The 21,779-nt window shown below is 73.3% G+C and carries 21 protein-coding genes; 10 read left to right on the top strand and 11 right to left on the bottom strand.

What is annotated here, in order from left to right:
* Positions 1-25: 25 nt before the first annotated feature.
* Positions 26-943 carry a HipA family kinase gene (locus IF45_RS0104025; protein WP_003951735.1) on the bottom strand — a complete coding sequence of 306 codons (918 nt, stop codon included), beginning with the start codon at positions 941-943 and terminating at the stop codon, positions 26-28.
* Positions 944-1,142: 199 nt separating this feature from the next.
* On the opposite strand from IF45_RS0104025, the gene IF45_RS0104020 reads away from it, so the two are divergent.
* Entirely contained in the window at positions 1,143-1,946 is an 804-nt protein-coding gene (locus IF45_RS0104020) for a peptidoglycan DD-metalloendopeptidase family protein (protein ID WP_018895658.1), read from the top strand.
* 15 nt (positions 1,947-1,961) lie between these two features.
* Here IF45_RS0104020 and IF45_RS0104015 read toward each other — a convergent pair whose 3' ends face one another.
* From IF45_RS0104015 to IF45_RS0103990, 6 genes are all read right to left on the bottom strand, one after another.
* Entirely contained in the window at positions 1,962-3,110 is a 1,149-nt protein-coding gene (locus IF45_RS0104015; RefSeq protein ID WP_030305514.1) for an RNA polymerase sigma factor, read from the bottom strand.
* Positions 3,111-3,118: 8 nt separating this feature from the next.
* Positions 3,119-3,526 carry a YciI family protein gene (locus IF45_RS0104010; RefSeq protein WP_003951732.1) on the bottom strand — a complete coding sequence of 136 codons (408 nt, stop codon included), beginning with the start codon at positions 3,524-3,526 and terminating at the stop codon, positions 3,119-3,121.
* 104 nt (positions 3,527-3,630) lie between these two features.
* Complete coding sequence (gene ctaD / locus IF45_RS0104005; RefSeq protein ID WP_030305512.1) at positions 3,631-5,337, bottom strand: aa3-type cytochrome oxidase subunit I; 1,707 nt, start codon at positions 5,335-5,337, stop codon at positions 3,631-3,633.
* A gap of 175 nt (positions 5,338-5,512) precedes the next feature.
* Positions 5,513-7,087 (bottom strand): glycoside hydrolase family 32 protein, encoded by a 1,575-nt coding sequence (locus tag IF45_RS0104000; protein ID WP_030305510.1) that lies wholly within the window; start codon positions 7,085-7,087, stop codon positions 5,513-5,515.
* 154 nt (positions 7,088-7,241) lie between these two features.
* The gene (locus tag IF45_RS0103995) at positions 7,242-8,309 is read right to left on the bottom strand and encodes a LacI family DNA-binding transcriptional regulator (protein ID WP_030305508.1); all 1,068 of its coding nucleotides are present in this window, start codon (positions 8,307-8,309) and stop codon (positions 7,242-7,244) included.
* A gap of 72 nt (positions 8,310-8,381) precedes the next feature.
* Positions 8,382-9,509 (bottom strand): DUF6183 family protein, encoded by a 1,128-nt coding sequence (locus IF45_RS0103990; RefSeq protein WP_008412299.1) that lies wholly within the window; start codon positions 9,507-9,509, stop codon positions 8,382-8,384.
* 93 nt (positions 9,510-9,602) lie between these two features.
* Between IF45_RS0103990 and IF45_RS0103985 the strand changes: the two genes are divergently transcribed.
* Both IF45_RS0103985 and IF45_RS0103980 read left to right on the top strand, forming a co-directional pair.
* Positions 9,603-10,040, top strand: a complete 438-nt coding sequence (locus tag IF45_RS0103985; protein ID WP_008412298.1) for a glutaredoxin domain-containing protein — start codon at positions 9,603-9,605, stop codon at positions 10,038-10,040.
* Between the two features lie 164 nt (positions 10,041-10,204).
* Positions 10,205-11,236, top strand: a complete 1,032-nt coding sequence (locus tag IF45_RS0103980; RefSeq protein WP_008412296.1) for a LacI family DNA-binding transcriptional regulator — start codon at positions 10,205-10,207, stop codon at positions 11,234-11,236.
* On the opposite strand, the gene IF45_RS0103975 is transcribed toward IF45_RS0103980, so the two are convergent.
* On the bottom strand, positions 11,214-12,581 hold the full coding sequence (locus IF45_RS0103975) for a glycoside hydrolase family 32 protein (protein WP_030305505.1): 1,368 nt from the start codon (positions 12,579-12,581) through the stop codon (positions 11,214-11,216). The two genes, IF45_RS0103980 and IF45_RS0103975, sit on opposite strands and share 23 nt — an antisense overlap.
* 168 nt (positions 12,582-12,749) lie before the next feature.
* On the opposite strand from IF45_RS0103975, the gene IF45_RS0103970 reads away from it, so the two are divergent.
* The 4 genes from IF45_RS0103970 to IF45_RS0103955 all read left to right on the top strand — a co-directional run bounded on the left by IF45_RS0103970 (position 12,750) and on the right by IF45_RS0103955 (position 16,996).
* Positions 12,750-14,063: an oligosaccharide MFS transporter gene (locus IF45_RS0103970; protein WP_030305503.1), complete on the top strand. Its 1,314-nt coding sequence runs from the start codon at positions 12,750-12,752 to the stop codon at positions 14,061-14,063.
* A gap of 69 nt (positions 14,064-14,132) precedes the next feature.
* The gene (locus IF45_RS0103965) at positions 14,133-15,056 is read left to right on the top strand and encodes a carbohydrate kinase family protein (protein ID WP_003951721.1); all 924 of its coding nucleotides are present in this window, start codon (positions 14,133-14,135) and stop codon (positions 15,054-15,056) included.
* 114 nt (positions 15,057-15,170) lie between these two features.
* Positions 15,171-15,743, top strand: coding sequence for a DinB family protein (locus IF45_RS0103960; protein WP_008412290.1), 573 nt, complete (start codon positions 15,171-15,173; stop codon positions 15,741-15,743).
* 98 nt (positions 15,744-15,841) lie between these two features.
* A complete protein-coding gene (locus IF45_RS0103955; RefSeq protein WP_030305501.1) occupies positions 15,842-16,996 on the top strand; it encodes an FAD-dependent monooxygenase in 1,155 nt (384 codons plus the stop codon).
* A 13-nt stretch (positions 16,997-17,009) separates the two neighbouring features.
* Here the strand turns inward: IF45_RS0103955 and IF45_RS0103950 are convergent, their stop codons facing one another.
* Positions 17,010-17,345 carry a hypothetical protein gene (locus IF45_RS0103950; protein ID WP_030305496.1) on the bottom strand — a complete coding sequence of 112 codons (336 nt, stop codon included), beginning with the start codon at positions 17,343-17,345 and terminating at the stop codon, positions 17,010-17,012.
* Positions 17,346-17,476: 131 nt separating this feature from the next.
* Between IF45_RS0103950 and IF45_RS0103945 the strand changes: the two genes are divergently transcribed.
* The 3 genes from IF45_RS0103945 (at position 17,477) to IF45_RS0103935 (ending at position 19,584) form a co-directional block, all read left to right on the top strand.
* On the top strand, positions 17,477-18,136 hold the full coding sequence (locus IF45_RS0103945) for a hypothetical protein (RefSeq protein ID WP_030305491.1): 660 nt from the start codon (positions 17,477-17,479) through the stop codon (positions 18,134-18,136).
* A 94-nt stretch (positions 18,137-18,230) separates the two neighbouring features.
* Positions 18,231-19,034, top strand: coding sequence for a chitosanase (locus IF45_RS0103940; protein ID WP_051720664.1), 804 nt, complete (start codon positions 18,231-18,233; stop codon positions 19,032-19,034).
* Between the two features lie 10 nt (positions 19,035-19,044).
* The gene (locus IF45_RS0103935; RefSeq protein ID WP_030305487.1) at positions 19,045-19,584 is read left to right on the top strand and encodes a nucleotidyltransferase domain-containing protein; all 540 of its coding nucleotides are present in this window, start codon (positions 19,045-19,047) and stop codon (positions 19,582-19,584) included.
* Between the two features lie 29 nt (positions 19,585-19,613).
* Here the strand turns inward: IF45_RS0103935 and IF45_RS31225 are convergent, their stop codons facing one another.
* Positions 19,614-19,916, bottom strand: a complete 303-nt coding sequence (locus IF45_RS31225; protein WP_242534244.1) for a hypothetical protein — start codon at positions 19,914-19,916, stop codon at positions 19,614-19,616.
* 208 nt (positions 19,917-20,124) lie between these two features.
* Positions 20,125-21,633: a nucleobase:cation symporter-2 family protein gene (locus IF45_RS0103925; RefSeq protein WP_003951715.1), complete on the bottom strand. Its 1,509-nt coding sequence runs from the start codon at positions 21,631-21,633 to the stop codon at positions 20,125-20,127.
* Positions 21,634-21,779 lie beyond the last annotated feature (146 nt).

Raw genomic sequence — 21,779 nt, 5'->3', positions numbered from 1 at the left:
GGGGCACAGCCACGTCCGCGCCGCCTCACCCCAGATGCCGCGACCAGTCCGGCGCCGCGTCCGGCTTGCCGTGCAGATCCGGTACGTGCTGGAGCCAGGCGGGCCGGGCCGCGCGGGTGGCCGCGGCCCGCTCGGCGTCGGCCTCGGCGAGTTGCCGGGCCGAGGGGAACTCCAGCGGCAGCCACTCCCCCGAGACGGCCGCCCGCTCCGCGAGCTGATGGGCGTACGCCTCGCGCAGCGCGTCCGGCGAGGAGAAGCCCGGCTCGTCCCGCAGCCAGGCGTCGGGGACGAGCGCGGTCACCTCGCGCAGCAGGTCGAGGGTGACCCGGGGTGCCAGTTCCGCGTCGGCCTCGGCGACCAGCGGGGCGTACCCGCCGAGGGCGTGGTGGCGGAAGTCGTACCGCTTGGTCACCGCTCCGGCGGCGCTGTCCCACCGGTGGTGGAAGACGAGCGCCGCCCCGTGGTCGATCAGCCAGAGCCGCCGGGGTGAGCGCGGCGTCCCGGCCGGCGGCCAGATCATCAGATTGGTGCTGTGCACCGTCCGGTCGACGTTGGCCGTCAGCGCGTCCAGCCACACCACCCGCCCGGCCTCCGCCGGGTCCACCGCCAGGTCACCGGGGTGGAAGTCGACGGCTCCCGGCAGCAGGTCCATGCCGAGGTTGATCCCGGCACTGGCCCGCACCAGGTCCTGCACCTCCTGGTGCGGCTCGTCCCGCGCCACCGCCGGGTCGAAGTCGACCAGCACCAGCTCCGGCACCCGGAAGCCGAGCCGCCGCGCCAGCTCCCCCACCACGATCTCGGCCACCAGCGCCTTGCGTCCCTGCGCCGACCCGGTGAACTTGACGACGTACGTCCCCAGATCGTCGGCCTCGACGACGCCGGGGACCGAGCCGCCGGTGGTCAGCGGCTGCACGTAGCGGGTGGCGGTGACTTGGCTCAGCATCTTCCAGACCCTCAGGCTCTCCGCCCGGCTCTCCGCGCCAAGCTCGCTTCGGTACCCGCGAGCATAGTGACCTGCGCTCCTCTCCCCGCCGGTCACGGCACGCTTGTCAGCCGCTCGCGCACTCGCTACGTTCCGGACGTCTCACCGCGCCCCCGGCCCGGCCGTCCGTCCGGGCCGACTCCCCCACCAAGGAGCATTCGTGAGGTTCCTCAGACGCCTTCCCGCACTGGCCGCGGCCGCCCTGCTGGCCTGCACCGGACTGGCCGCCGGCCCCGTCGCGGCCCAGGACACGTCGGCGGCGGCCGCCCCCGGCTTCAAGGCGCCCTTCCCCTGCGGCCAGCGCTGGACGTACAGCCACCACTCCGCCGAGGTGCGGCGCGCGCTGGACTTCGTGCGCTCCGACGGCGGCGCGACCGCCGGTGCCCCCGTGCTCGCCTCCGCCGCGGGCACCGCCACCCGCCACTCGCAGCCGAGCGGTGCGGGCAACTACATCTCCATCGACCACGGCGGCGGCTGGACGACGTACTACTTCCACCTGAACGCCTTCTCCGTGCCGAGCGGCGCCTCCGTCGCCCAGGGGCAGCAGATCGGCACCACCGGCAGCACCGGCAACTCCTCCGGCGCGCACATCCACTACGAACAGCTGCTCAACGGCGTCGGCCAGAACATCGTCATCGACGGCGCGGGCCTCCCCTACCCGGGCAGCTACCACCAGGCCCACCTGACCAGCACCAACGGGTGCGGCGGCGGTGGCGGGACCCCCTTCAACACCTGGGGCTCGGGCGTCAACGTCCGCGCCGACGCCCGGCTCAACGCGCCCGTCGTGACCACCCTCGCCGGGCCGACGGCGGTGCGCGTGGTCTGCCAGAAGCAGGGCGACACGGTCAACGCCGAGGGCTACACCAACAACTGGTGGAGCAAGCTGCGCGACCAGAACGGCTTCATCAGCAACATCTACATCAGCCATCCGGACGCCAAGCTCCCCGGCGTCCCCAACTGCTGAGCCGCACGCCGCCCGTCACCGCAGGCGGGCGTTGAGCCGGGCGGCCCGGCGCGTCAGGTGGTCCCGTTCGGCCAGGCCGGACGCCTGGTGGGCCGCCTCGGCGTAGAGCCGGGCCGCCTTCGCCAGGTCGCCGTCGCGCTCGTGGAGGTGGGCGGCGACCGCCGTGTGCCGGGGCACCGACTCGTCCACCTCCGCGAGGGCGGCCAGACCGGCGCGCGGCCCGTCGGCCTCCCCGACGGCGACCGCGCGGTTGAGCCGGACGACAGGGTTGTCGGTCAGCCGCGCCAGTTCGTCGTACCACTCGACGATCTGCGGCCAGTCGGTCTCCTCCGCCCTCGGCGCGTCGGCGTGCAGGGCGGCGATGGCGGCCTGGGCCTGGTACTCGCCGAGCCGGTCACGTGCCAGGGCCGCCTGGAGAATCCGGACGCCCTCGGCGATCGCCCCGGTGTCCCAGCGGCTCCGGTCCTGCTCGGCCAGAGGCACCAGGCTGCCGTCGGGGGCGGTCCGCGCGGGGCGCCGGGCATGGTGGAGCAGCATCAGGGCGAGCAGCCCGGCCACCTCCGGGTGGTCCACCCGCGCCGCGAGCTGCCGGGTCAGCCGGATCGCCTCGGCGACGAGATCCACCTCGCCCGAGTACCCCTCGTTGAAGACGAGGTAGAGGACGCGCAGCACGGTGGCCACCTCCCCCGGCCGGTCGAGGCGTACGCCCGCGACCGTGCGCTTGGCCCGGCTGATCCGCTGCGCCATGGTCGCCTCGGGCACCAGGTACGCCTCGGCGATCTGCCGGGTGGTCAGCCCGCCGACGGCGCGCAGGGTGAGCGCCACCGCCGACGCCGGGGTCAGCGAGGGGTGGGCGCAGAGGAAGTACAGCTGGAGGGAGTCGTCGGCGGCGGGCACCGGGCCCGGCACCGGCTGTCCCTCGACGCGTTCCTCCCGCGCCCGGCGGGCGGAGTCGGCGCGCGTGGCGTCGAGGAACTTGCGCCAGGCCACGGTGATCAGCCAGCCCTTGGCGTCCCGTACGGGCTCCTCCCCGCCGGGGCGTTCCCGCACGGTCTCGGCCAGGGCTTCCTGCACCGCGTCCTCGGCCGCCGCGAAGTCTGCTCCGCGGCGGACGAGGACGGTGATGACGCCCGGGACGATGCCGCGCAGGACGGTCTCGTCCACCGGCGGCCTCACTCGGTGACGGTGGGCGGCTCGGTCAGGAAGGGACGCAGCTCCAGCCACTCGTGGATCGGCTCACCGCCGGCCCCGGGCGCGGCCGAGAGCTCCCCGGCCAACTCGACGGCGCGGTCGTAGCTGTCCACGTCGATGACCATCCATCCGGCGATGAGGTCCTTGGTCTCCGCGAACGGCCCGTCGGTGACCGGCGGCCGGCCCTCCCCGCCGTACTGGACCCAGGCGCCTTCGGGGGCGAGGGCCTGGCTGTCGACGTACTCGCCGGTCTCCCGCAGCCGGTCCGCGAAGTCGTTCATGTACCCGATGTGCGCCGTGATCTCCTCCGGCGCCCACCGGTCCATCGGCACGTCGTTGACGGAGGCCGGGGCGCCTCGGTAGTGCTTCAGGAGCAGGTACTTGGCCATGGTGGTTCTCCTCGGTGTGCGGGCGGCCCATTCTGGCCGTCTTCACCCCGGGGACGGAGCGGGACACGGGTTCTCGACATCCGCCGGGAGATTTCTTCTCCGCCCTACTTGCCGTGGCCCCCGGGCTCGACGACGTCGCGCTTTCCGGCGCCCTCGGCCTCGTCCCAGCGGGCGGTGAGCGGGTGGTGCAGGTCGAAGGCGGGCGACTCGCTGCGGATGCGGGGCAGGGTGACGAAGTTGTGGCGGGGCGGCGGGCAGGAGGTGGCCCACTCCAGGGACCGGCCGAAGCCCCACGGGTCGTCCTCCTGGACGCGCGTACCGGTCTGGGCGGTCTTCCAGACGTTGTAGAGGAACGGGAGTGTGGAGGCGCCGAGAAGCAGGGCGCCCACGGTGGAGGCGGTGTTGAGCGCGGTGAAGCCGTCGGCGGCGAGGTAGTCCGGGTAGCGGCGGGGCATTCCCTCGGCGCCGAGCCAATGCTGGACGAGGAAGGTCAGGTGGAAGCCGATGAAGAGCGACCAGAAATGCATCTTCCCGATGCGCTCGTCGAGCATTTTCCCGGTGAACTTGGGCCACCAGAAAGAGAAGCCGGCGAACATCGCGAAGACGACCGTGCCGAAGACCACGTAATGAAAGTGGGCGACGACGAAGTAACTGTCGGTGACGTGGAAGTCCAGGGGCGGGGAGGCGAGGATGACGCCGGTCAGGCCGCCGAAAAGAAAAGTGACGAGGAAGCCGACCGACCACAGCATCGGCGTCTCGAAGGAGAGCGAGCCGTGCCACATGGTGCCGATCCAGTTGAAGAACTTGACGCCGGTGGGCACCGCGATGAGGAACGTCAGGAAGGAGAAGAACGGCAGCAGGACGGCGCCGGTGGCGAACATGTGGTGCGCCCAGACGGTTGCCGAGAGGGCGGTGATGGCGATGGTGGCGCCGACGAGCCCGAAGTATCCGAAGACCGGTTTGCGGGAGAAGACCGGGAGGATTTCCGTGACGATGCCGAAGAACGGGATCGCGATGATGTAGACCTCGGGATGGCCGAAGAACCAGAACAGGTGCTGCCAGAGGATCGCGCCGCCGTTCTCCGGCGCGAAGACCATGGCACCGAACCGCCGGTCGGCCTCCAGCACCAGCAGGGCGGCGGCCAGGACGGGAAAGGCCAGCAGTACCAGCACCGAGGTGAGCAGGGTGTTCCAGGTGAAGATCGACATCCGGAACATCGTCATCCCCGGAGCCCGCATGACGATGATCGTCGTGATGAAGTTGACCGCGCCCAGAATGGTGCCGAACCCGGAGAGCGCGAGCCCCATGATCCACAGGTCACCGCCGATCGACGGCGACCGCTCGGCGCTGTTCAGCGGGGAATAGGCCGTCCACCCGAAATCCGCCCCGCCTCCCGGGGTCAGCAGACTCCCGAGCACGATGAGCCCGCCGAAGAGGAAAAGCCAGTACGAGAACATGTTCAGCCGGGGGAACGCCACATCGGGGGCGCCGATCTGCAACGGCATGATCACGTTGGAGAATCCGATGAAGGTCGGGGTGGCGAAGAGCAGCAGCATGATCGTGCCGTGCATCGTGAACGCCTGGTTGTACTGCTCGTTGGAGACGATCTGCATTCCCGGGCGGGCGAGTTCCAGGCGGATCAGCATCGCCATCAGGCCGGCGGTGAGGAAGAAGCCGAACGAGGTGACAAGATAGAGCTTCCCGATCTTCTTATGATCGGTCGTCGTCAGCCAGTCGATCACCGCGTTTCCCGGCCGCCGCCCCTGGACCGGTTCGACGGTCGTGGGTTGCGCGGTGGTGGACGAAGTCATGCGGACCTCACTGACGTTGAGCCGGACGATGCGGGGCGGCACGGAATCCCGCCTTCTCACCTCGCTAGATATAACCAGCCGTAACGTCGGATTCCCCGCATCCGCGCCCGCCGGAAGTGGCGAAGCGCGAAGGGCCCCGCGCCCGCCGCCCGGAGCCCTCGTGCCCGCCTCCCTCTCAGAGGGTGAACTCCCTGATCACCGTTGAGCGGAAGACCGCCGGGCCCCCGGTGGTGAAGAGGGCGAGGCCGGTGTCGACCAGGTACGGGAACGCCTCCATGGAATGGGTGTGGCGCCCGTCGTCGAAGAAGACCTCGACGGTGGTGCGGTCGACGAGGACGCGCAGCCGGACCCTGCCCGCCGCCGGGTCGAACGGGCTGCGGCTCTCCTGCCACCTGCCGCTGGTGTCGGGGTTGGCGCTGCCGCGCCGGTTGACGAAGGCGTAGTCCCCGTGCACTCCGGCGTCGATGTGACGGGAGCCGTCGGCGGAGCGGCGCAGCTGGACCCCGGCGCCGGCCAGCTCGTCCCAGGTGATCTCGGTGGTCAACTCGTAGGCGGTACCGGTGTACTCCAGCACCAGTCGGCCGTCGACGGCCAGGTCCCCGAGGTCGACGGTGCGCGAGACGTACCGGTCGAGCGCGGCGACCGGGCGCGAGGCGAGGAAGTACGCACCGGAGCCGTCGCGGTGGAGGGTGACCTCGCGGACGACCGAATCGGTGCCGTTGAAGCCGTCGGCGTCGATGGTGGGGGTGGTGTCGGGGTAGTCCCAGTTGTTCATCCAGGCGATGGCGTACCGCACCTCCGGGTCGACGGAGCCGTCCGCGTCGCGCTTCTCCCAGGTGACGGCGCCGTACCAGTCGAAGCCGTGGTCGAGCCACTGCGGCTCGTCGGCGTCGGGGGTGAAGGTGGTGCCGTCGAAGTCGCCGGTCCAGTAGGCGTACGTGTTGGGCAGTCCGGCGTCCTTGCCGTTGGCGCTGACCGCGAGGACCCAGCGGGTGTCGCCGTCGGAGGTGCGGAGGGTGAAGAGGTCGGGGCACTCCAGGACGCCGATGCCCTCCTTCACGAAGCCGCCCGCGTAGCTCCACTGCTTGAGGTCGTCGGAGTGGTAGATGCCGACCTTGGTGTTCTCGGTGAGCGCCATGACCCAGCGGCCGCGCTCCTCGTCGCGGATCACCTTGGGGTCGCGGAAGTCCTTGACGCCCGGGTTGGGCAGCACCGGGTCGGTGCCATGCGGCTGGAAGGTGCGGCCGCCGTCGGTGGAGTAGTGGAGGTACTGGGCCTGGGAGTCGGTGGTCTCGTCGGGCTCCATGGTGGCCAGGACGACGACGGCTCCGGCGCCGAAACCGGCCGTGTCGTCGGTGTCCACCACCGCACAGCCCGACCACACGTCGCCGTTGGGCGTGGTGTCCTTCGGCACCGCCACGCCCTGGTCGCGGAAGCGGACGAGGTCGGTACTGGTGGCGAGGCGCCAGGCGGTGCCCGAGGTGGTGCCGCCGGTGAGGTAGTCGGCGTTGTAGAGGTAGTAGTAGAGATACTCCCCGTCGATCCAGACGGGCCGCTGCGGGTCGTTCTTCCACTGGTCCGGGACGGTGAAGTGGTACTCCGCCCGGTAACTGGCCGCCTCCCGTGCCCGGTTCGCCGGCGCCGCGCCCCGCTCGCCGGGCACCGCCCGGGCCGTGGCGGACGGCAGGGCCGCGCCCACCGCCCCCAGCGCACCGGCCCGGAACAGCTTCCTCCTCGTCAACCCGCGCATCCGCGTCCGTCCCCTTCGTAGCTCGCTCGCCGACTGTGACTCAGGACTGTAGACCTAACTCGTTAAAGGTCAAGAGAGGGCGAGAGCTTTCCTGGGTTCTCACCAGGTGAGGGCGAGCATGGGACTGGGCCCGGGTTGCGGGGACTTGTACGTGTCAGCTACCGATGGGGGGCGCCGCCACCGAGGCCCGTTCCACCACCGGGCACTCCAGCCGCACCACCTCGGCCGGGGGCGCGGCCTGGGCGGCGAGGGCGTCGAGCAGGAGCCGTGCCGCCCGCTCCCCCATCGCCCGGTGCGGCAGCGCCACCGTGGTCAGGGCCGGGGTGAGGAAGGCGGCCATGTGCTCCTGGTCGTCGTAGCCGACGAGGGAGAGACCGGTGGGGACGTCGAGGCCCAGCCGGGCGGCGGCGTGCAGGACCCCGGCCGCGACGCGGTCGTTGTAGCAGACGATGCCGGTGGGGCGCTCCGCGGGCGGAACGCCGTCCAGCAGCCGTACGGCCGCCTGGTACCCGGCGGAGATCTCGCCGCCCTCGCGTCGCGTCCACTCCTTGGGGGCGTGCAGCCCGGCCCCGCGCAGGGCGTCGCGGAAGCCGCGCAGCCGTTCGGCGGTGGCGATGTCGTCGAGACCGCCCGCCACCGCGATCCGGCGGTGCCCCGCGTCGAGGAGCAGCCGGGTGGCGGCCCGGCCGCCGGCCCGCTCGGCGGGGACGACGGCGGCGTGGGCGCCGTCGGCGGGGAGGCAGTTGGCAAGGACGGTGGTGGTGCGCTCCAGCCCCTCGGGCAGCTGGGCGGTGCGCAGCGACATGGCGGCGTAGATGATGCCGTCCACCCGCCGGTCGAGGAGTTCGGCGACGGCCGCGTTCTCCTTGGCCGGGTCTCCGGTGGAGTCGACGGTGAGGACGAGGTGCCCCTGCTCCCAGGCGGTCTCCATGGCGCCGCGCAGCAAGGCCCCCGCGAACGGGGAGGAGGCGATGTGGTCGGTGACCAGCCCGATCACCGCCGTACGGCTGCGGCGCAGGCCGCGTGCGACGGCGTTGGGCCGGTAGCCGAGCTGTTCGGCGGCCTGCCGGATGCGCTCCTGGGTGGCGGCGGAGAGGTTGCCTTCGGCGCGGCCGTTGAAGACGAAGGAGACGGCGGTGTGCGACACCCCGGCGAGCCGCGCCACATCCTTGGAGGTCGGCCGCGCGGGCCCGCCCGTCGCCCGGGTTCCGCCGCTGCCCATACCCGCCTCCACCGTCCGCCGCCGTGCCCGGGCCACCCTATCGGCGGGGGCGAGGCGGCGGGCCCCGGCGCCTCAGTCGGTGTCGGTCGCGGCGAGCACGGCCAGGCGGCGCCGGTCCGGGGCGAGCGCGGCCAGCCCGATGTCCCAGGCCACCTGCTCGAACCAGTCCGTCCGGGCGTCGAAGCCGAACCAGGCGCACTCCGCCGCCCGCGCCTCGATCTCGGCGGCACCGGCGCCGTCCGCCACCCCGGCCAGCGCCGCCAGGGACTGCCAGGCCGCCAGACGCCCGTAGGCACCGTGGGAACCGGAGTTGTACGCCCCTCCCGTCGAGGCGGCGGCGAACAGGACACGCCACGCCTGACCGGGCGGACAGGCGGAGACGGACAGGGCTGCCTTCTTCCTCCCCGCCCCCGCCAGCGACTCCAGCCCCAGCGTGAGCAGCGTGGCCGGAACCGCCTGGTCGGCCGGCGGACCGGCGAGGTCGAACACCCGCGCCTCGACGACCCCGTTGGACTCCTCGGCCCAGTTCGCCACGGCGCTGCTCAGCGCGGCGGCGAGCTGCGGGGTGGTCACCTCCGCCGCCGAGGGCACCCGCGCACCGCCGGTCCCCCTGTACGGGCCGCCCCCCGACGGCCCGTACGGCATCGCGTGGCTGCTCCCCCTGAGGCTGTAGCTCGGCAGATCCGCCCCGTCCTCCATGCCGGACCGGGTCAGGGGCAGCCACCCCAGCGGGTGGTACCGCCAGTGCGGCGACCTGGCCCAGCGCGCGATGCCCGGTTCCTCGTCCACCGCCACTCCCCGGAGCACCAGTTCGTGCACGAGACAGGCCCGGAGTTCCTCGGAGGCGTGGCCCGAGAACACCACGGTCAGCTCCTCCGGACGCCGGCAGGAGGCCAGCAGCGAGGCGACGTGGCGGTCCCGCCTCCGGTCGGCGGCCTCGGGCGACGAGACCAGGCGCAGGGCCTCCGTGAGGTTCTCCGGGCCCGCCGTGGTGGCCAGCAGGCGCAGCAGATGGCCGAAGACGCTCCGGTACTGCCACAGCGGCTCCGCGCGGCCGTACGCCCGGGCGAGAGCCACGCCCAGGTCGGCGGCGAACGCCGCGTCTCCTCGCGCCACCCGCGCGTCCGCCACCGCGCACACCCCGGCGACGTCCTTCAGCTCGGGCAGCCCTGCCACGATCTCCTGAATCCCCTCGGTCACGGGCCGAGCGTACGGACCCGCCGGTCCCGGTTCATCCGATAATCCCCTCGCTCCTGTGGACGGGGCGAGCCCGGCCGTCGATAGCCTCCTGGCATGAAACGTGTCTGGACCCTCCCCCTGCTCTTCGCCCTCGGCGGCGCCGCCGTCGCGGCGACCTCGGCCGTCTCGGGCAAACCCGGCACGGCCGCCCTGCTCCTGCTGGTGTTCCTGGCCCTCGCGGCGGTGCACTCCCCCCTGATCTTCCCGAAGCCGGTCGGGCTGCGGGAGGCACAGGGCCGCAGCGCGGCCGACGGCCGGCCGGTCGTCCTGTGGCGGCCGGGCTGCATGTACTGCATACGCCTGCGCCTCCGGCTGGGCCGCAGCGCCGGCCGGCTGTACTGGGTCGACATCTGGCGCGATGCGGCGGGGGCCGAGGCGGCCCGGGCGGCCAACGACGGCAACGAGACCGTCCCCACCGTCTTCATAGCCGGCCAACCGCACACCAACCCCGACCCCGCGTGGGTGCGGGAGCAGCTCTCCCCGTCCCCATGACGAGAGGAGGCCGGTGACCGCAGACCTGGGAGGACCCGCCTGCCCGGGTCCTCAGCAGGGACCGGCCCGCCCCGTCCACCAGACCCGAACCCGCGCCCACTGCCGCGATACTGAACGACGCCCGCCCGGCCCTCGCCCTCGGCGCACCCACTGGAGGACCCCTCGTGAACCGCCCCACCGCCCGTGATGTGGCCGAGCTGGCCGAGGTGTCCCGGGCCGCCGTCTCGTTCGTCTTCACCGGGCGGGCCGAGGGCAACCTCTCCGCCGAGACGCAGCAGCGCATCCGGCGCGCCGCCGACCAGTTGGGGTACCGGCCGGACGAGGTGGCGCGGTCGCTGCGGCGGCGGCGCAGCGGGGTGATCGGGCTGCTCAGCGACGAGATCGCCACCAGCCCGTTCGCGGGTCGGCTGGTGCTCGGCGCGATGGAGGCGGCCCGTGAGCGCGGCCACCAGGTGCTGCTGCTCGAATCGCGGCGGGACCCGGCGGCGGAGGCCGAGGCGGTGGCGGAGCTGCGGGCCCGCCGGGTCGACGGGATCGTCTACGCGGCGATGTCGATGCGCCGCACCGCGGTCCCGCTCGATGTGGACCCGGCCCACGCCGCGCTCGCCAACTGCCTCCCGCAGGAGGCCGGTACGTACGCGAGCGTGGTGCCCGACGAACGGGCCGGCGGGCGGGCGGCGGTGGAGGTGCTGATCGGCGCGGGTCACCGGCGGATCGCCCTGCTCGGCGGCGGGCCCGGGGACATCGCCGCCTCGGCGCGCGGCCGGGGCTTCGGCGACGGGATGCGGGCGGCGGGGCTGGCGGCGCGCCCTCAGTGGCGGCTGCGGGTGGGGTGGCAGATCGACGAGGGGTACGCGGCGGCGCTCGCGCTGCTGGACACGGCGGACCGGCCGACCGGCGTGGTCTGCGCCAACGACCGGGTGGCGGCCGGGGTGCTGCTGGCGGCGGCCCGGCTGGGCATCGCCGTACCGGAGGAGTTGTCGGTGGTCGGGTACGACGACCAGGACCAGATGGCGGCCCATCTGGTCCCGGCGCTGACGACGGTGGCGCTGCCGCACCACGCGATGGGGGCGGCGGCGGTGCGGCTGCTGCTCGACGCCGCCGAGGCCGGGGGCGAGGTCGACACCGCGCGGGCGCTGCGGCTGCCGTGCCCCGTGGTGGAGCGGGACTCCGTCAGACCACCGTCCAGCCCCTGACCTCGGTGGCCGCCCGGCCGCGGACGGTCTCCACCGTGTACGGCCCCTCGGGCGCCGGGTAGATCTTCTCGGTCACCATCGCCCGTTCGTCGAGGAAGAGTTCGAGGAGCGGGCCGTCGACGAGGACCCGCAGGCGGGAGCGGACGCCGCCGGGGACGGTGGCGACGGCCCGGTCGGTGCGCGGCAGCGGGTGGGAGGCGGTGGCGGGCGCGCCGGAGCGGTCCAGGACGAGAGTGCCCCGGGTCGGGTTGACGTACAGCGCGACCGTGTCGCCGAGCCGCAGCACCACCTCGCTGTCGGCGAGCAGCGCGGTGACCCCCACCTCGATCTCGTAGGCGGGCGGCAGCCCGGCACCGGGCGGCAGCTCGGGGCCGCGCAGGGCGGCGAGTTCGCGGGCGGGGGCGAGCCGCAGGGTGCCGTCGGGGTGGACGCCGATCTCGCGCGGGTGGGTGAGGCATCCGGCCCAGCCGGCGGCGAGCGACTCCTCCTCGGTGCGGGACTCCCAGCTCCAGCCCCACAGCAGGGTCCGCCCGTCCTCGACCAGGGCGGTCGGGGCGTAGAAGTCGCGGCCGTGGTCGAGCATCCCGCCGCTCGCGGCCACGAAGCGCAGCCCCTCCCCCTCGGTCCGCAGGTCACCGATGAGGTAGGAGGTGGTGTACGTGACCGAGTCGGCCCACAGGGAGAGCAGCAGGACCCAGCGCCCGTCACCGGTGGGCAGCAGGGCCGGGCACTCCCAGGCGGTGGCGGGGGCGGCGACGCGGGCGGCGATGGGGTCGGTGGCGTCGAGGAGGGAGCCGGCGTAGCTCCAGTCGGTGAGGGAGTGGACGCGGTAGAGGAGGACGTCGCCGGTGCCGGTGGCGCGGTGCCCGGCGCCGACCACGGCCCAGCGGGTGCCCTCGTGGGTGAAGAGGTAGGGGTCGCGGAATGCGTTCAGGTCCAGGCCGGGCGGCGGGCCCGGGACCACCGGTTCCGGCTCGGCCTTGAGGGTGGTGAGGGTGGCGTCGGTGGCGCGGGCCAGCATCACCGAGCCGATGCCGTCCTCGCGGTCCATGCCGGTGTAGACGGCGGTCGGGGTCGACTCGTCCACCACGGCGCAGCCCGACCAGGCGCCGAGGGCGTCGCGGCCGCCGGGGGTGGGCGTGAGGGCGATGCCGTGGTCGGTCCAGTGGACGAGGTCGGGGCTGGAGGCGTGACCCCAGTGGATGGAGCCCCAGACGGCGGCGGCGGGGTTGTGCTGGAAGAAGAGGTGGTAGCGGCCGTCGTGGAAGAGCGGCCCGTTGGGGTCGTTGCACCACTGGCCGGCGGCCGGGCGTACGTGGTGGCGAGGGAGGTTCCGGTCGGTCATGGGGGCGTTCACTTCCCTGTCGTAGAACCCTTGTCTTTCGAAAGCTAACACGTGATAGTGAGTCCGCCCTAGCACGTGTTAGGGATCGAGGACGGGCGCACTGGCCCGCCTCCAGGAGTCAGGCACCGGCCGAGGACGCGGTACGGTGCCCAGCGCGAGGGAGCGCCCATGACCGTCCAGAGCCCTGCGGCTCCGAGCCCCGCCGCGGCCGTCCCGGTGCGCGGCCGGCGTCGCCTGAACTTCGGCCTGATCAGCGCGGCCCTGTTCATGTTCTTCGTGACCTGGTCGCTCTCCTGGTCACTCTTCTCCATCTGGCTGACCCAGGACATCGGCCTGACCCCGGGCCGCAGTTCGCTGGTGATCGGCGCCAACTCGCTCGGCTGCCTGGTCACGATGCCGGTCTACGGCTTCCTCCAGGACCGGCTGGGCCTGCGCAAGAACCTGCTGTACTGGATCGGCGCCCTGATGCTGCTGGTCGGCCCGGTGTACATCTACGTCTACGGCCCGCTGCTCAAGTCGCACTTCGCCCTCGGCCTGGTGGTCGGCTCGGCCTACCTCGCGATGGCCTTCGCGGTCGCGGTGGCCACCCTGGAGAGCTACGCGGAGCGGCTGAGCCGGTTCCACGGCTTCGAGTTCGGCCGGGCCCGGATGTTCGGCTCGCTCGGCTGGGCGGCGGCGACCTTCCTGGCCGGCCGCCTCTTCAACATCGACCCGGACCTGACCTTCTGGGCCGCCTCCGGCACGGCGGTGGTCTTCGTCGGACTGCTGGTGGCGATCCGGGTGACCGACGGACGGCGGGCCGCCGCCGTCGACCACGCCGCCGCCTCGGTCTCCCTCGCCGACGTGGCCGCGCTCCTGCGCTACCCGGCCTTCTGGGGGCTGCTGCTCTTCGTGGTCGCGGTGACGGCGACGTACAACACCTACGACGCGATGTTCCCCTCGTACTTCTCCTCGCTCTTCGCGACGGACGCCGACGGCAACCGGATGTACAGCGATCTCAACTCGGTCCAGGTCTTCCTGGAGGCGGGCGGGATGGCGCTGGCGCCGTTCCTGGTCAACCGGCTCGGCCCGAAGAAGTCTCTGCTGGTCTCCGGCTGCGTCATGGCGACCCGGATCTTCCTCTCCGGCATCGTCACGGACCCGGTCGCGATCTCGGCGGTGAAGCTGCTGCACGCCGTCGAACTGCCCATCATGCTGATCGCGATCTTCAAGTACGTGAACCGCCACTTCGAGCCGCGTCTCTCCTCCACCATCTACCTGATCGGCTTCCAGATGGCGACGCAGGTCGGCGCCGCCGTCATCTCCCCCTTGGCGGGCCTGGGTTACGACCGCCTCGGCTACGCCCCGACGTACCTGGTGATGTCGGCGCTGGTGGCCACCTTCACCCTGGTCTCGGTCGTCACCCTGCGCGCCGACGCCAAGGGCACGCACGGGCTGCCCGCGGTGGGAGCCGCCGAGGGCCGCTCCCCGGCAGCGGGCTGACCGGTCTACCCTGGCGGCCCGGCCGTTGGAGCGCCGGGCCGCCGTGTACCACCCCGAAGGGACATTCCTGTGATCGTCGTCGCCGGTGAGGCTCTGATCGACCTGGTACCGCAGCAGCGGGGCGACGCCCTGACACCGCTGCGGCCGGTGCGCGGCGGCGGCCCGTACAACACCGCCGTGGCCCTGGCCCGGCTGGGCGGCGCGGCCGCCTTCTGCTCCCGCCTCTCCACCGACGGTTTCGGCACCTCGCTGCTGGAGCGGCTGAGCGAGGAGGGCGTCGCCACCGGCCTGGTCCAGCGCGGCCCCGAGCCGACCACGCTGGCCGTCGCCGCCGTCGGCGCGGACGGCTCCGCCTCCTACTCCTTCTACACGGGCGGCACCGCCGACCGCCTCTTCACCCTGCCGCCCGCCCTGCCGGAGCAGACCCGGGCCGTCTCCTTCGGCACCTGCTCGCTGGTGCTGGAGCCGGGGGCGAGCGCCTACGAGGAGCTGATGCGGCGCGAGGCCGGACGCGGCGTCTTCGTCGCCCTGGATCCCAACGTCCGGGGCGAACTGATCCCGGACGCGGACGCCTACCGCTCCCGCTTCCGCTCCTGGCTCCCGTACGTCTCCCTGCTCAAGCTCAGCGAGGAGGACGCCGACTGGCTCGGCCTCGGCCTGCCGGAACTGGCGGCCGCCGGTCCCGCCGCCGTCGTCCTCACCCGGGGCGGCGACGGCCTGACCGTCCGCACCCAAGACGGCGCGGAGTACGCGGTCCCCGGTGAGAAGGTCGAGGTGGTCGACACCATCGGCGCGGGCGACACGGTCAACGCCGCCCTCCTCCACGCCCTCTCGGCCCGCGACCTCCTGACGCCGGGGGCGCTGGCGGAGCTGACCGCGGACGGCTGGGCCGGGATCCTCACCTTCGCCGCCCGCGCGGCCGCCGTCACCTGCTCGCGGGCGGGGGCGGAGCCGCCGTACGGGCGGGAGGTGGAGGAGTTCGCGTCGCGGTGAGCCGGGGCGCCGCCGTGAGGGGGCGCTCCTTGACCCATCAGGCCGGCCCAGGACGTGGGCCAGGCCGGTCCTGTCGCCCCCGACCGGCCCGCACCCATCGATCCCTGGAGTGACATGGCCGACGTGACCGGGCACAACCCCGCCACGCGTGACCTTCTCGCCATCTTCGAACGCGCCCGGACCCGGCTGTTCGGGCGCCTCGACGGCCTGACCGACGCCGAGTACCACTGGGAGCCGGTCGGCGACTGCGTCGGCGTCCGCCCCGGCGACGACGGTGTCTTCCGCGTCGCCACGCTCTTCCCGGAACCGGCCCCGGGGGCGCCGGACCCCGTGACGACCATCGCCTGGCGCATCTGGCACATCGGCGCCCTCTGCCTGCGCGGCTACGTGACGCACTTCTTCGACGACGCCCCCGAGTTCGGCGACCGCCACGCGTGGCCGGGCACCGCCGACGAGGGCGTCCAGGCGCTCGCCGAGGACTGGGAGCACTTCGCCGCACGGCTCGCGGCCCTCGACGACGCACGCCTGCTGGCGCCGATGGGCCGGGGTCCCGGCGGCTGGGCCGACGAGACCTACCAGAAGCTCGCCCTGCACGCTCTGGTCGAGGTCGCGCATCACGGCGGCGAGATCGGCCTGCTGCGCGACCTGTACCTGCGCGAAGGCGTCCGGGCCCCGCTCCTGCCGTGACCGCTCCCCGCCCTCGCGCGTTCCGGCACCATGAGCGTGGTGGCAGCCGAGCCGCCGCTGACGAGGGGTGGGCGAGCGGCGTGGTGGAGTCGGTTGCGGTGATCGGTGGTTCCATCGCCGGGTGTGCGGCGGCGCTGGTGCTGCACCGGGCGGGGGCGCGGCGGGTCGTGGTGCACGAGCGGGCCACGGCCGAGCTGGCGGACCGGGGCGTGGGGGTCGCGGTGCACACCGAACGGTGTGCCGAACTGCTCGCCGCCGGACTGGTGGAACATGCGGTGCCGTGGGAGCCGATGCGGGTCCGGCACTGGTACGTGCGGGACGGGTCCGAGGCGCTCGGGCGGGTGGTGGGGGTGCAGCCCTTCCCCTTCCGGGCGTACGGCTGGGGGCATCTGTGGCGGTCGCTGCGGGCGCGGGTGCCGCGCGAGGTGGAGTTCCGCACCGGGAGCACCGTGCGGGAGATCGCCGCCGACGCCGGCGGTGTGGTGGTGCGCGGCGCCGACGACGAGGAGCGGTACGCCGCCGTGGTCGGCGCCGACGGCCACGCCTCCCTGGTCCGCGACCACCTCCACCCGGGCCTCACCCCGCACTCCGCCGGTTACCCCGCCTGGCGCGGCGCCTGCCCGGAGGAGCGGCTGCGGGGGCTCGCCGACTGGGCCGACGGCATCTGCGCGTACGTCGTCTTCGACGGCGGCCACCTGGTCGTCTACCGCATCCCCGACGGGCACGGCGGACGCCTCGTCAACTGGGTCCTCTACGCCACCGTCCCCGGCACCGCCACCACCTCCCGCACCCTCGACGCGGCCCACCGTGCCCGCCTCGACGAGATCACCGGCGAGCTGCTGCCCCCGTTCTGGGGCGAGCTGATCCGCCGCACCGGCCCGGACGCGGTCTTCCTCCAGCGGCTGTACGACGTGACGGCGCCCCGGTACGCCTCCGGCCGCCTGCTCCTGCTCGGCGACGCCGCCACGGTGGCCCGTCCGCACACCGGGGCGGGCGCGGTCAAGGCGCTCCAGGACGTGGCCGTCCTGGAGTCCTCGCTGGCCGGGGGCGCCGACTGGGCCTCGGCGGCAGCGGCCTACGACGCCGCCCGGGCACCGGTCGGCCAGGCCATGACGGCGCTCGGCCGGCGCCTGGGACACGGCCTGGTCGAGGCGACCCCGGACTGGCACACGCAGGACGCGGCGGCACTGGACGCCTGGTGGGAGGGGCTGGCGGGACAGGGCAGGTTCGGAGGGCGCGGGCTGGCACGGTGAACGCGCGCCGGCGTCAGTGAGGCGAGCGGAATCCCGCCGACCGGTCGAGCAGGAACGGGGACCCCTGCCGGGCCGGGTCCCAGCCGCGTTCCAGGGCTTCGCGGACGGCGTCGGCGACGTGCTCCGGCCGTACGGAGCCGGGTTCGGCGAGCAGCCAGTTGCCGGGGTGAGTCTGCTCGGTGGTGACGACTAGGGTCGTGCCCGGTCCCTCGCCGCCCGCCGCCTCGACGGCGAAGGTGAGCGGGGTCCAGCAGAGGCCCTGGGCGTAGGTGGGCTTGCGCCGGACCCGCCAGCGGTACGTGGTGCCGTCGACGGTGATGAGCCGGGAGCCCTTCTTGGTCTGCGCCACGCTGGTCCTCCTCGTCCGCTCGTACCGGATCGCGTCGGACTGTACTCCGGGTGGCCGGGCGCGTTGTCAGTGCGGCGCGGCACTCTGGACGGTGGGCGTGCGCAGGTGCGCGCGGACGGGAGGTGCGAGGCATGGTGAAACCGGTGACGGGGGCGCAGCAGCGGATCATCGAGGCGGCCGAGCCGGGCACGGGGCGGTTGTCGGGGACCGCCGCGCAGCTGGACGGGCTGGTGAGGCGGGGGCTGGCCTTCCGCCATCCGAGGCCGCCGCACGCCTGCTTCCTCACTCCGGCGGGACACCGGCTGCGGGAGGGGGACGCGCCGGTCTCGCCGCCGCCTCCGGGTTCGTCCGGCGCCGGCGGGCGGCCGGCGGCGGAGGACGGCGGTTTCCGGGCGCGGACCGGGGGGCCCGAGGATCCGCCGGGCGGGGCGGCGCGGCTGCGCGAGGCGCGGGCGGCCTGGTCGGGGATGCGGGAGCTGCGCCGGATGACGCGGGCGGACGGGGCGACGGACCGGCTCTGCGGCTGGGAGCGGCAGCATCTGGTGCGGGCGGCTGCGCTGGCCCTGGAGGCGGCCGGGTTCGCGCCGGCCTCCGAGGAGCCCGGCGGGTACGAGGTGCGCGAGACGCCACAGCCTGACGCGGTCCAGGTCAGGCCGGTGGGCGGCACACCACCCGACCGGGTGGACGAGGCGTGGTCGCGGACGCTGACCGAGGCGGGCTGGCAGGTCAGCCACCACCAGGGGGTACGTCCGCCCGGGCCGTATCTGCTGGCCTCGCCGCGCCGGGGCTGAGGGGGGCGGCGAGTGTGCGGGGGTGGTTACTCTCGGGCCGGGGTGCGCGGTACGCCGTGCGGAACAGCGGGGAGGCGGGGGCAAGTTGCGGGCGGTGACGCGCAGGGAGGCCGGGGTCGCGCTGCTGGGGCTGGCGGCGCTGGCGGCCTGCTCCGGCGAGGCCTCGGGAGCAGGCGGGCCGGGGCTGGAGACTGCCCGGAAGAAGGAGATCGCGATGCGGCTGGTGTCGAGCGCGGAGAACTCCTCGCTCGACTGGCGCGCCCAGTACCGCTACATCGAGGACATCGGCGACGGCCGGGGGTACACCGCCGGCATCATCGGCTTCTGCTCCGGCACCGGGGACATGCTGGCCCTGGTCGAGCGGTACGCCCGTGAGCGGGCCGACGCCGAACTGACCGGCTTCCTCCCGGCCTTGCGCGAGGTGCGGGGCAGTGCCTCGCACCGGGGGCTCGGCGGCCGGTTCACCCGGGCGTGGCAGCGGGCGGCAGACGGAGACCGGGCCTTCCGGGACGCCCAGGACGGGGAGCGGGACCGCGTCTACTTCGACCCGGCCGTCGCGCGGGGCAGGCAGGACGGCCTCGGCGCCCTCGGCCGGTTCTGCTACTACGACACCCGGGTCATGCACGGCCACGGCGACGCCCCGGGAAACGTCGGCTTCGCCACCATCCGCCGCCGCGCCCTGGACACCGCCCGGTCTCTCTCGCGGGGCGGCGACGAAACGGCTTACCTGCACGCCTTCCTGGACGCCCGGGTGGCCGCCATCGCCGAGGAGCCCTCGCACACCGACACCTCACGGATCGACACCGCCCAGCGCGTCTTCCTCCGCGAGGGGAACCTGCGCCTCGACCCGCCCCTGGTGTGGAAGGTGTACGGGGACACGTACCGGATCGTGGAGTGAAGGTTGGGGGATGGCGGTGAGCGGTGTCGACGAGCGGCGGGCCGCGCGACAACTGGCGCTGATCGAAGAGGTGTTGGGGGCGACCCGGCGGACCGGGGCGGAGCTGTGGTTGCGGGGTGGCTGGGCGATGGACTTCACGCTGGGGCGGCTGACCCGCGACCACGGCGACATCGACTGGTTCACCTGGGCGGGCAGCGCCGACGCCCTCGCGCGGGAGCTGACCCGGCTCGGGTACGCCGAAGTGCCCGGCCCTCCGCCGGGGTTGCAGCGCGACTTCGCCAAGGGCGGCCTGGAAAGCAGCTTCACCCTGATCGACCGGGACCACCTCGGCCGAATCGTGGTGGCCGGGGGTCCCGGGGCGGGGACGCCGTGGCCGCAAGATCTGCTCGACGGCGGACCCGGACGGCTCGGCGGGCTGAGCTGCCCGGTGGTGGCACCCCGCGCCCAGATCGAGATCAAGCGGATGATGCCGGTGTGGAACCCCGCGCTCCCCCGGCGGGAGAAGGACCGGGCGGACATCGCTCTGCTGGAGCGGCACTTGGGGGTGTAGGGGTGGGGCGAGCGAGGGCGGGAAGCACCTCAGGGCGCCGCTTCCGCCTCCTCGCCCTCGCCGTCGCCCTGGCGCAGCAGCCATTCTCTGACCGAGGGAGCCCGGCCCGCCAGCCGGGCGACGCGCAGGCCTTCCTCGCGAGCGGTCACCCTCGGCAGTGGGGTGAAGTCGGCGGGCAGCACGTCCAGCAGGCTGCGCACGCGCACTCCCGTGCCCAGGGCAATCAGCAGCTCGCACCGCAACTGGCGCGGTATGTCCTGCCGGTGGGACAGCTCGTGCCAGAAGGCGGGCCATAGGTGGTGGGTGCCGTCCGGCTGGGCGTTGGCCCGCACCCATGTCGCGTCAAGCCTCTGGCTCAGTCCTAGGTCCCGCGCCCGCTACTCCACCCGGAGCAGCGTGGCGGAGTCGACGGCTTTCAGTTCGCTTGGGAGGGGCCGGTCGGCGTTCATCGCTCCACCCTGCCCGGTCACGCGTGCCGCCGGCCGCCCGTTCCCTCTCGGGGTCCGGGCGGCCGGCGGTACGTGACGGACGGGAGGTGGCTCAGTGCGCGCCCGCGCCCTGGCGGTGGGCCGGGAGGTCGGCCGCGGGTTCCATGGGGGCGGTGACGTCGTCGCTGTCGCGGCCCTGGCCCCTGCCGAGGTGGTTGAAGACCAGGTTGAGCAGGACGGCGGCGACGCAGCCGGTGGAGATGCCGGAGTCCAGGATGATCTTCGCGGTCTCCGGGAAGGCGTGGTAGAACTCCGGCGCGGTGATCGGGATGATGCCGACGGCGAGCGAGACGGCGACGATCAGGACGTTGTTGTCCTTTTCCAGGCCCGCCTTGACCAGGGTCTGGATGCCGCTGGCGGCGACCGAGCCGAAGAGGACGACGCCCGCGCCGCCGAGGACCGGGCGGGGCACGACCGCGATGAGCGAGGCGGCGATCGGGCAGAGCCCCATCAGCACGAGGAAGCCACCGCCGGCGGCGACCACGAAGCGGCTGCGGATGCGGGTCATCGCGACGAGGCCGATGTTTTGCGCGAAGGCGCTGCACATGAAGCCGTTGAAGATCGGGCTGATGGCGCTGCCCAGGGTGTCGGCGCGCAGTCCGGCGGCGATGGTCTTCTCGTCGGCGGGCTTGTCGACGATCTCGCCGAGGGCCAGCATGTCGGCGGTCGACTCGGTCATGGAGACGACCATGACGACGCAGAGCGAGATGATCGCGGCGAGCGCGAACTGCGGCGGGCCGAAGTGGAAGGGCGTCGGGAAGCCGATGATGTCGGCCTCGGCGACGGGCCCGAAGTCGGTGGCGCCGAACGGGATGGCGATGACCGTGCCGATGACGAGGCCGAGCAGTACGGCGATCTGCTTGACGAAGCCGCGGGTGAAGCGGCGCAGCAGCAGGACGACCAGGAGGGTGATCCCGGCGAGGCCGAGGTTGGTGGCCGAGCCGAAGTCGGGGGCGTCCGGGGAGGGCCCCTGGGCCCAGCCGAAGGCGACCGGCATGAGCGAGACACCGATGAGGGTGATGACCGTACCGGTGACGACGGGTGGGAAGAACCGCACGAGTTTGCTGAAGAAGGGTGCGGCGATGAAGCCGAGTACGCCCGCGACGATGACCGCGCCGAAGATGATCGGCAGGGCGTCCTTCTTGTCGTCGGTGGAGTCGACCACGGCGAGCATGGGGGCGACTCCGGCGAAGGTGACGCCGTTGACGAAGGGCAGCCGGGCGCCGATGTTCCAGATGCCTAGCGTCTGGAGGAAGGTGGCGAGGCCGGCGGTGAAGAGGCAGGCGCCGGTGAGGAAGGTGAGTTCGGTGGCGCTGAGGCCGACGGCGGCGCCGACGATGAGCGGCGGCGCGACCACGCCCGCGTACATGGCGGCCACGTGCTGGAGGCCGGTGGTGGCCATCTTCAGCGGCGGCAGCTTCTCGTCGACGGGGTGCACGGCGGGTTTGCCGTTCTCCGGTTGGTCCGGCTGCTCAGCGGTCTGCTGTCGGGGTATCGGCCCCTCGCCCTCGGCGGGGTCGTGGGCCGGGTCTTTCGGGTTGAACCTGGGCGTGTCGGCCACTGCGGCTCCTCCGGTTGTTTTCCTGTGCCGTCGTGATGCGGCACGTGCTTCTGGGAGGTGATGCGAAATGCCAGGAATACGGTGGTACGCACCCTGTGCGCGGGTGCGGCGATGCGCCTCGTCGCGCCCGAGCGGCGAGGTTCTGG

The organism is Streptomyces albidoflavus, from assembly GCF_000719955.1.
Classification (GTDB): Bacteria; Actinomycetota; Actinomycetes; order Streptomycetales; family Streptomycetaceae; genus Streptomyces; species Streptomyces albidoflavus.
This window is presented reverse-complemented; position numbering and strand designations above follow the sequence as displayed.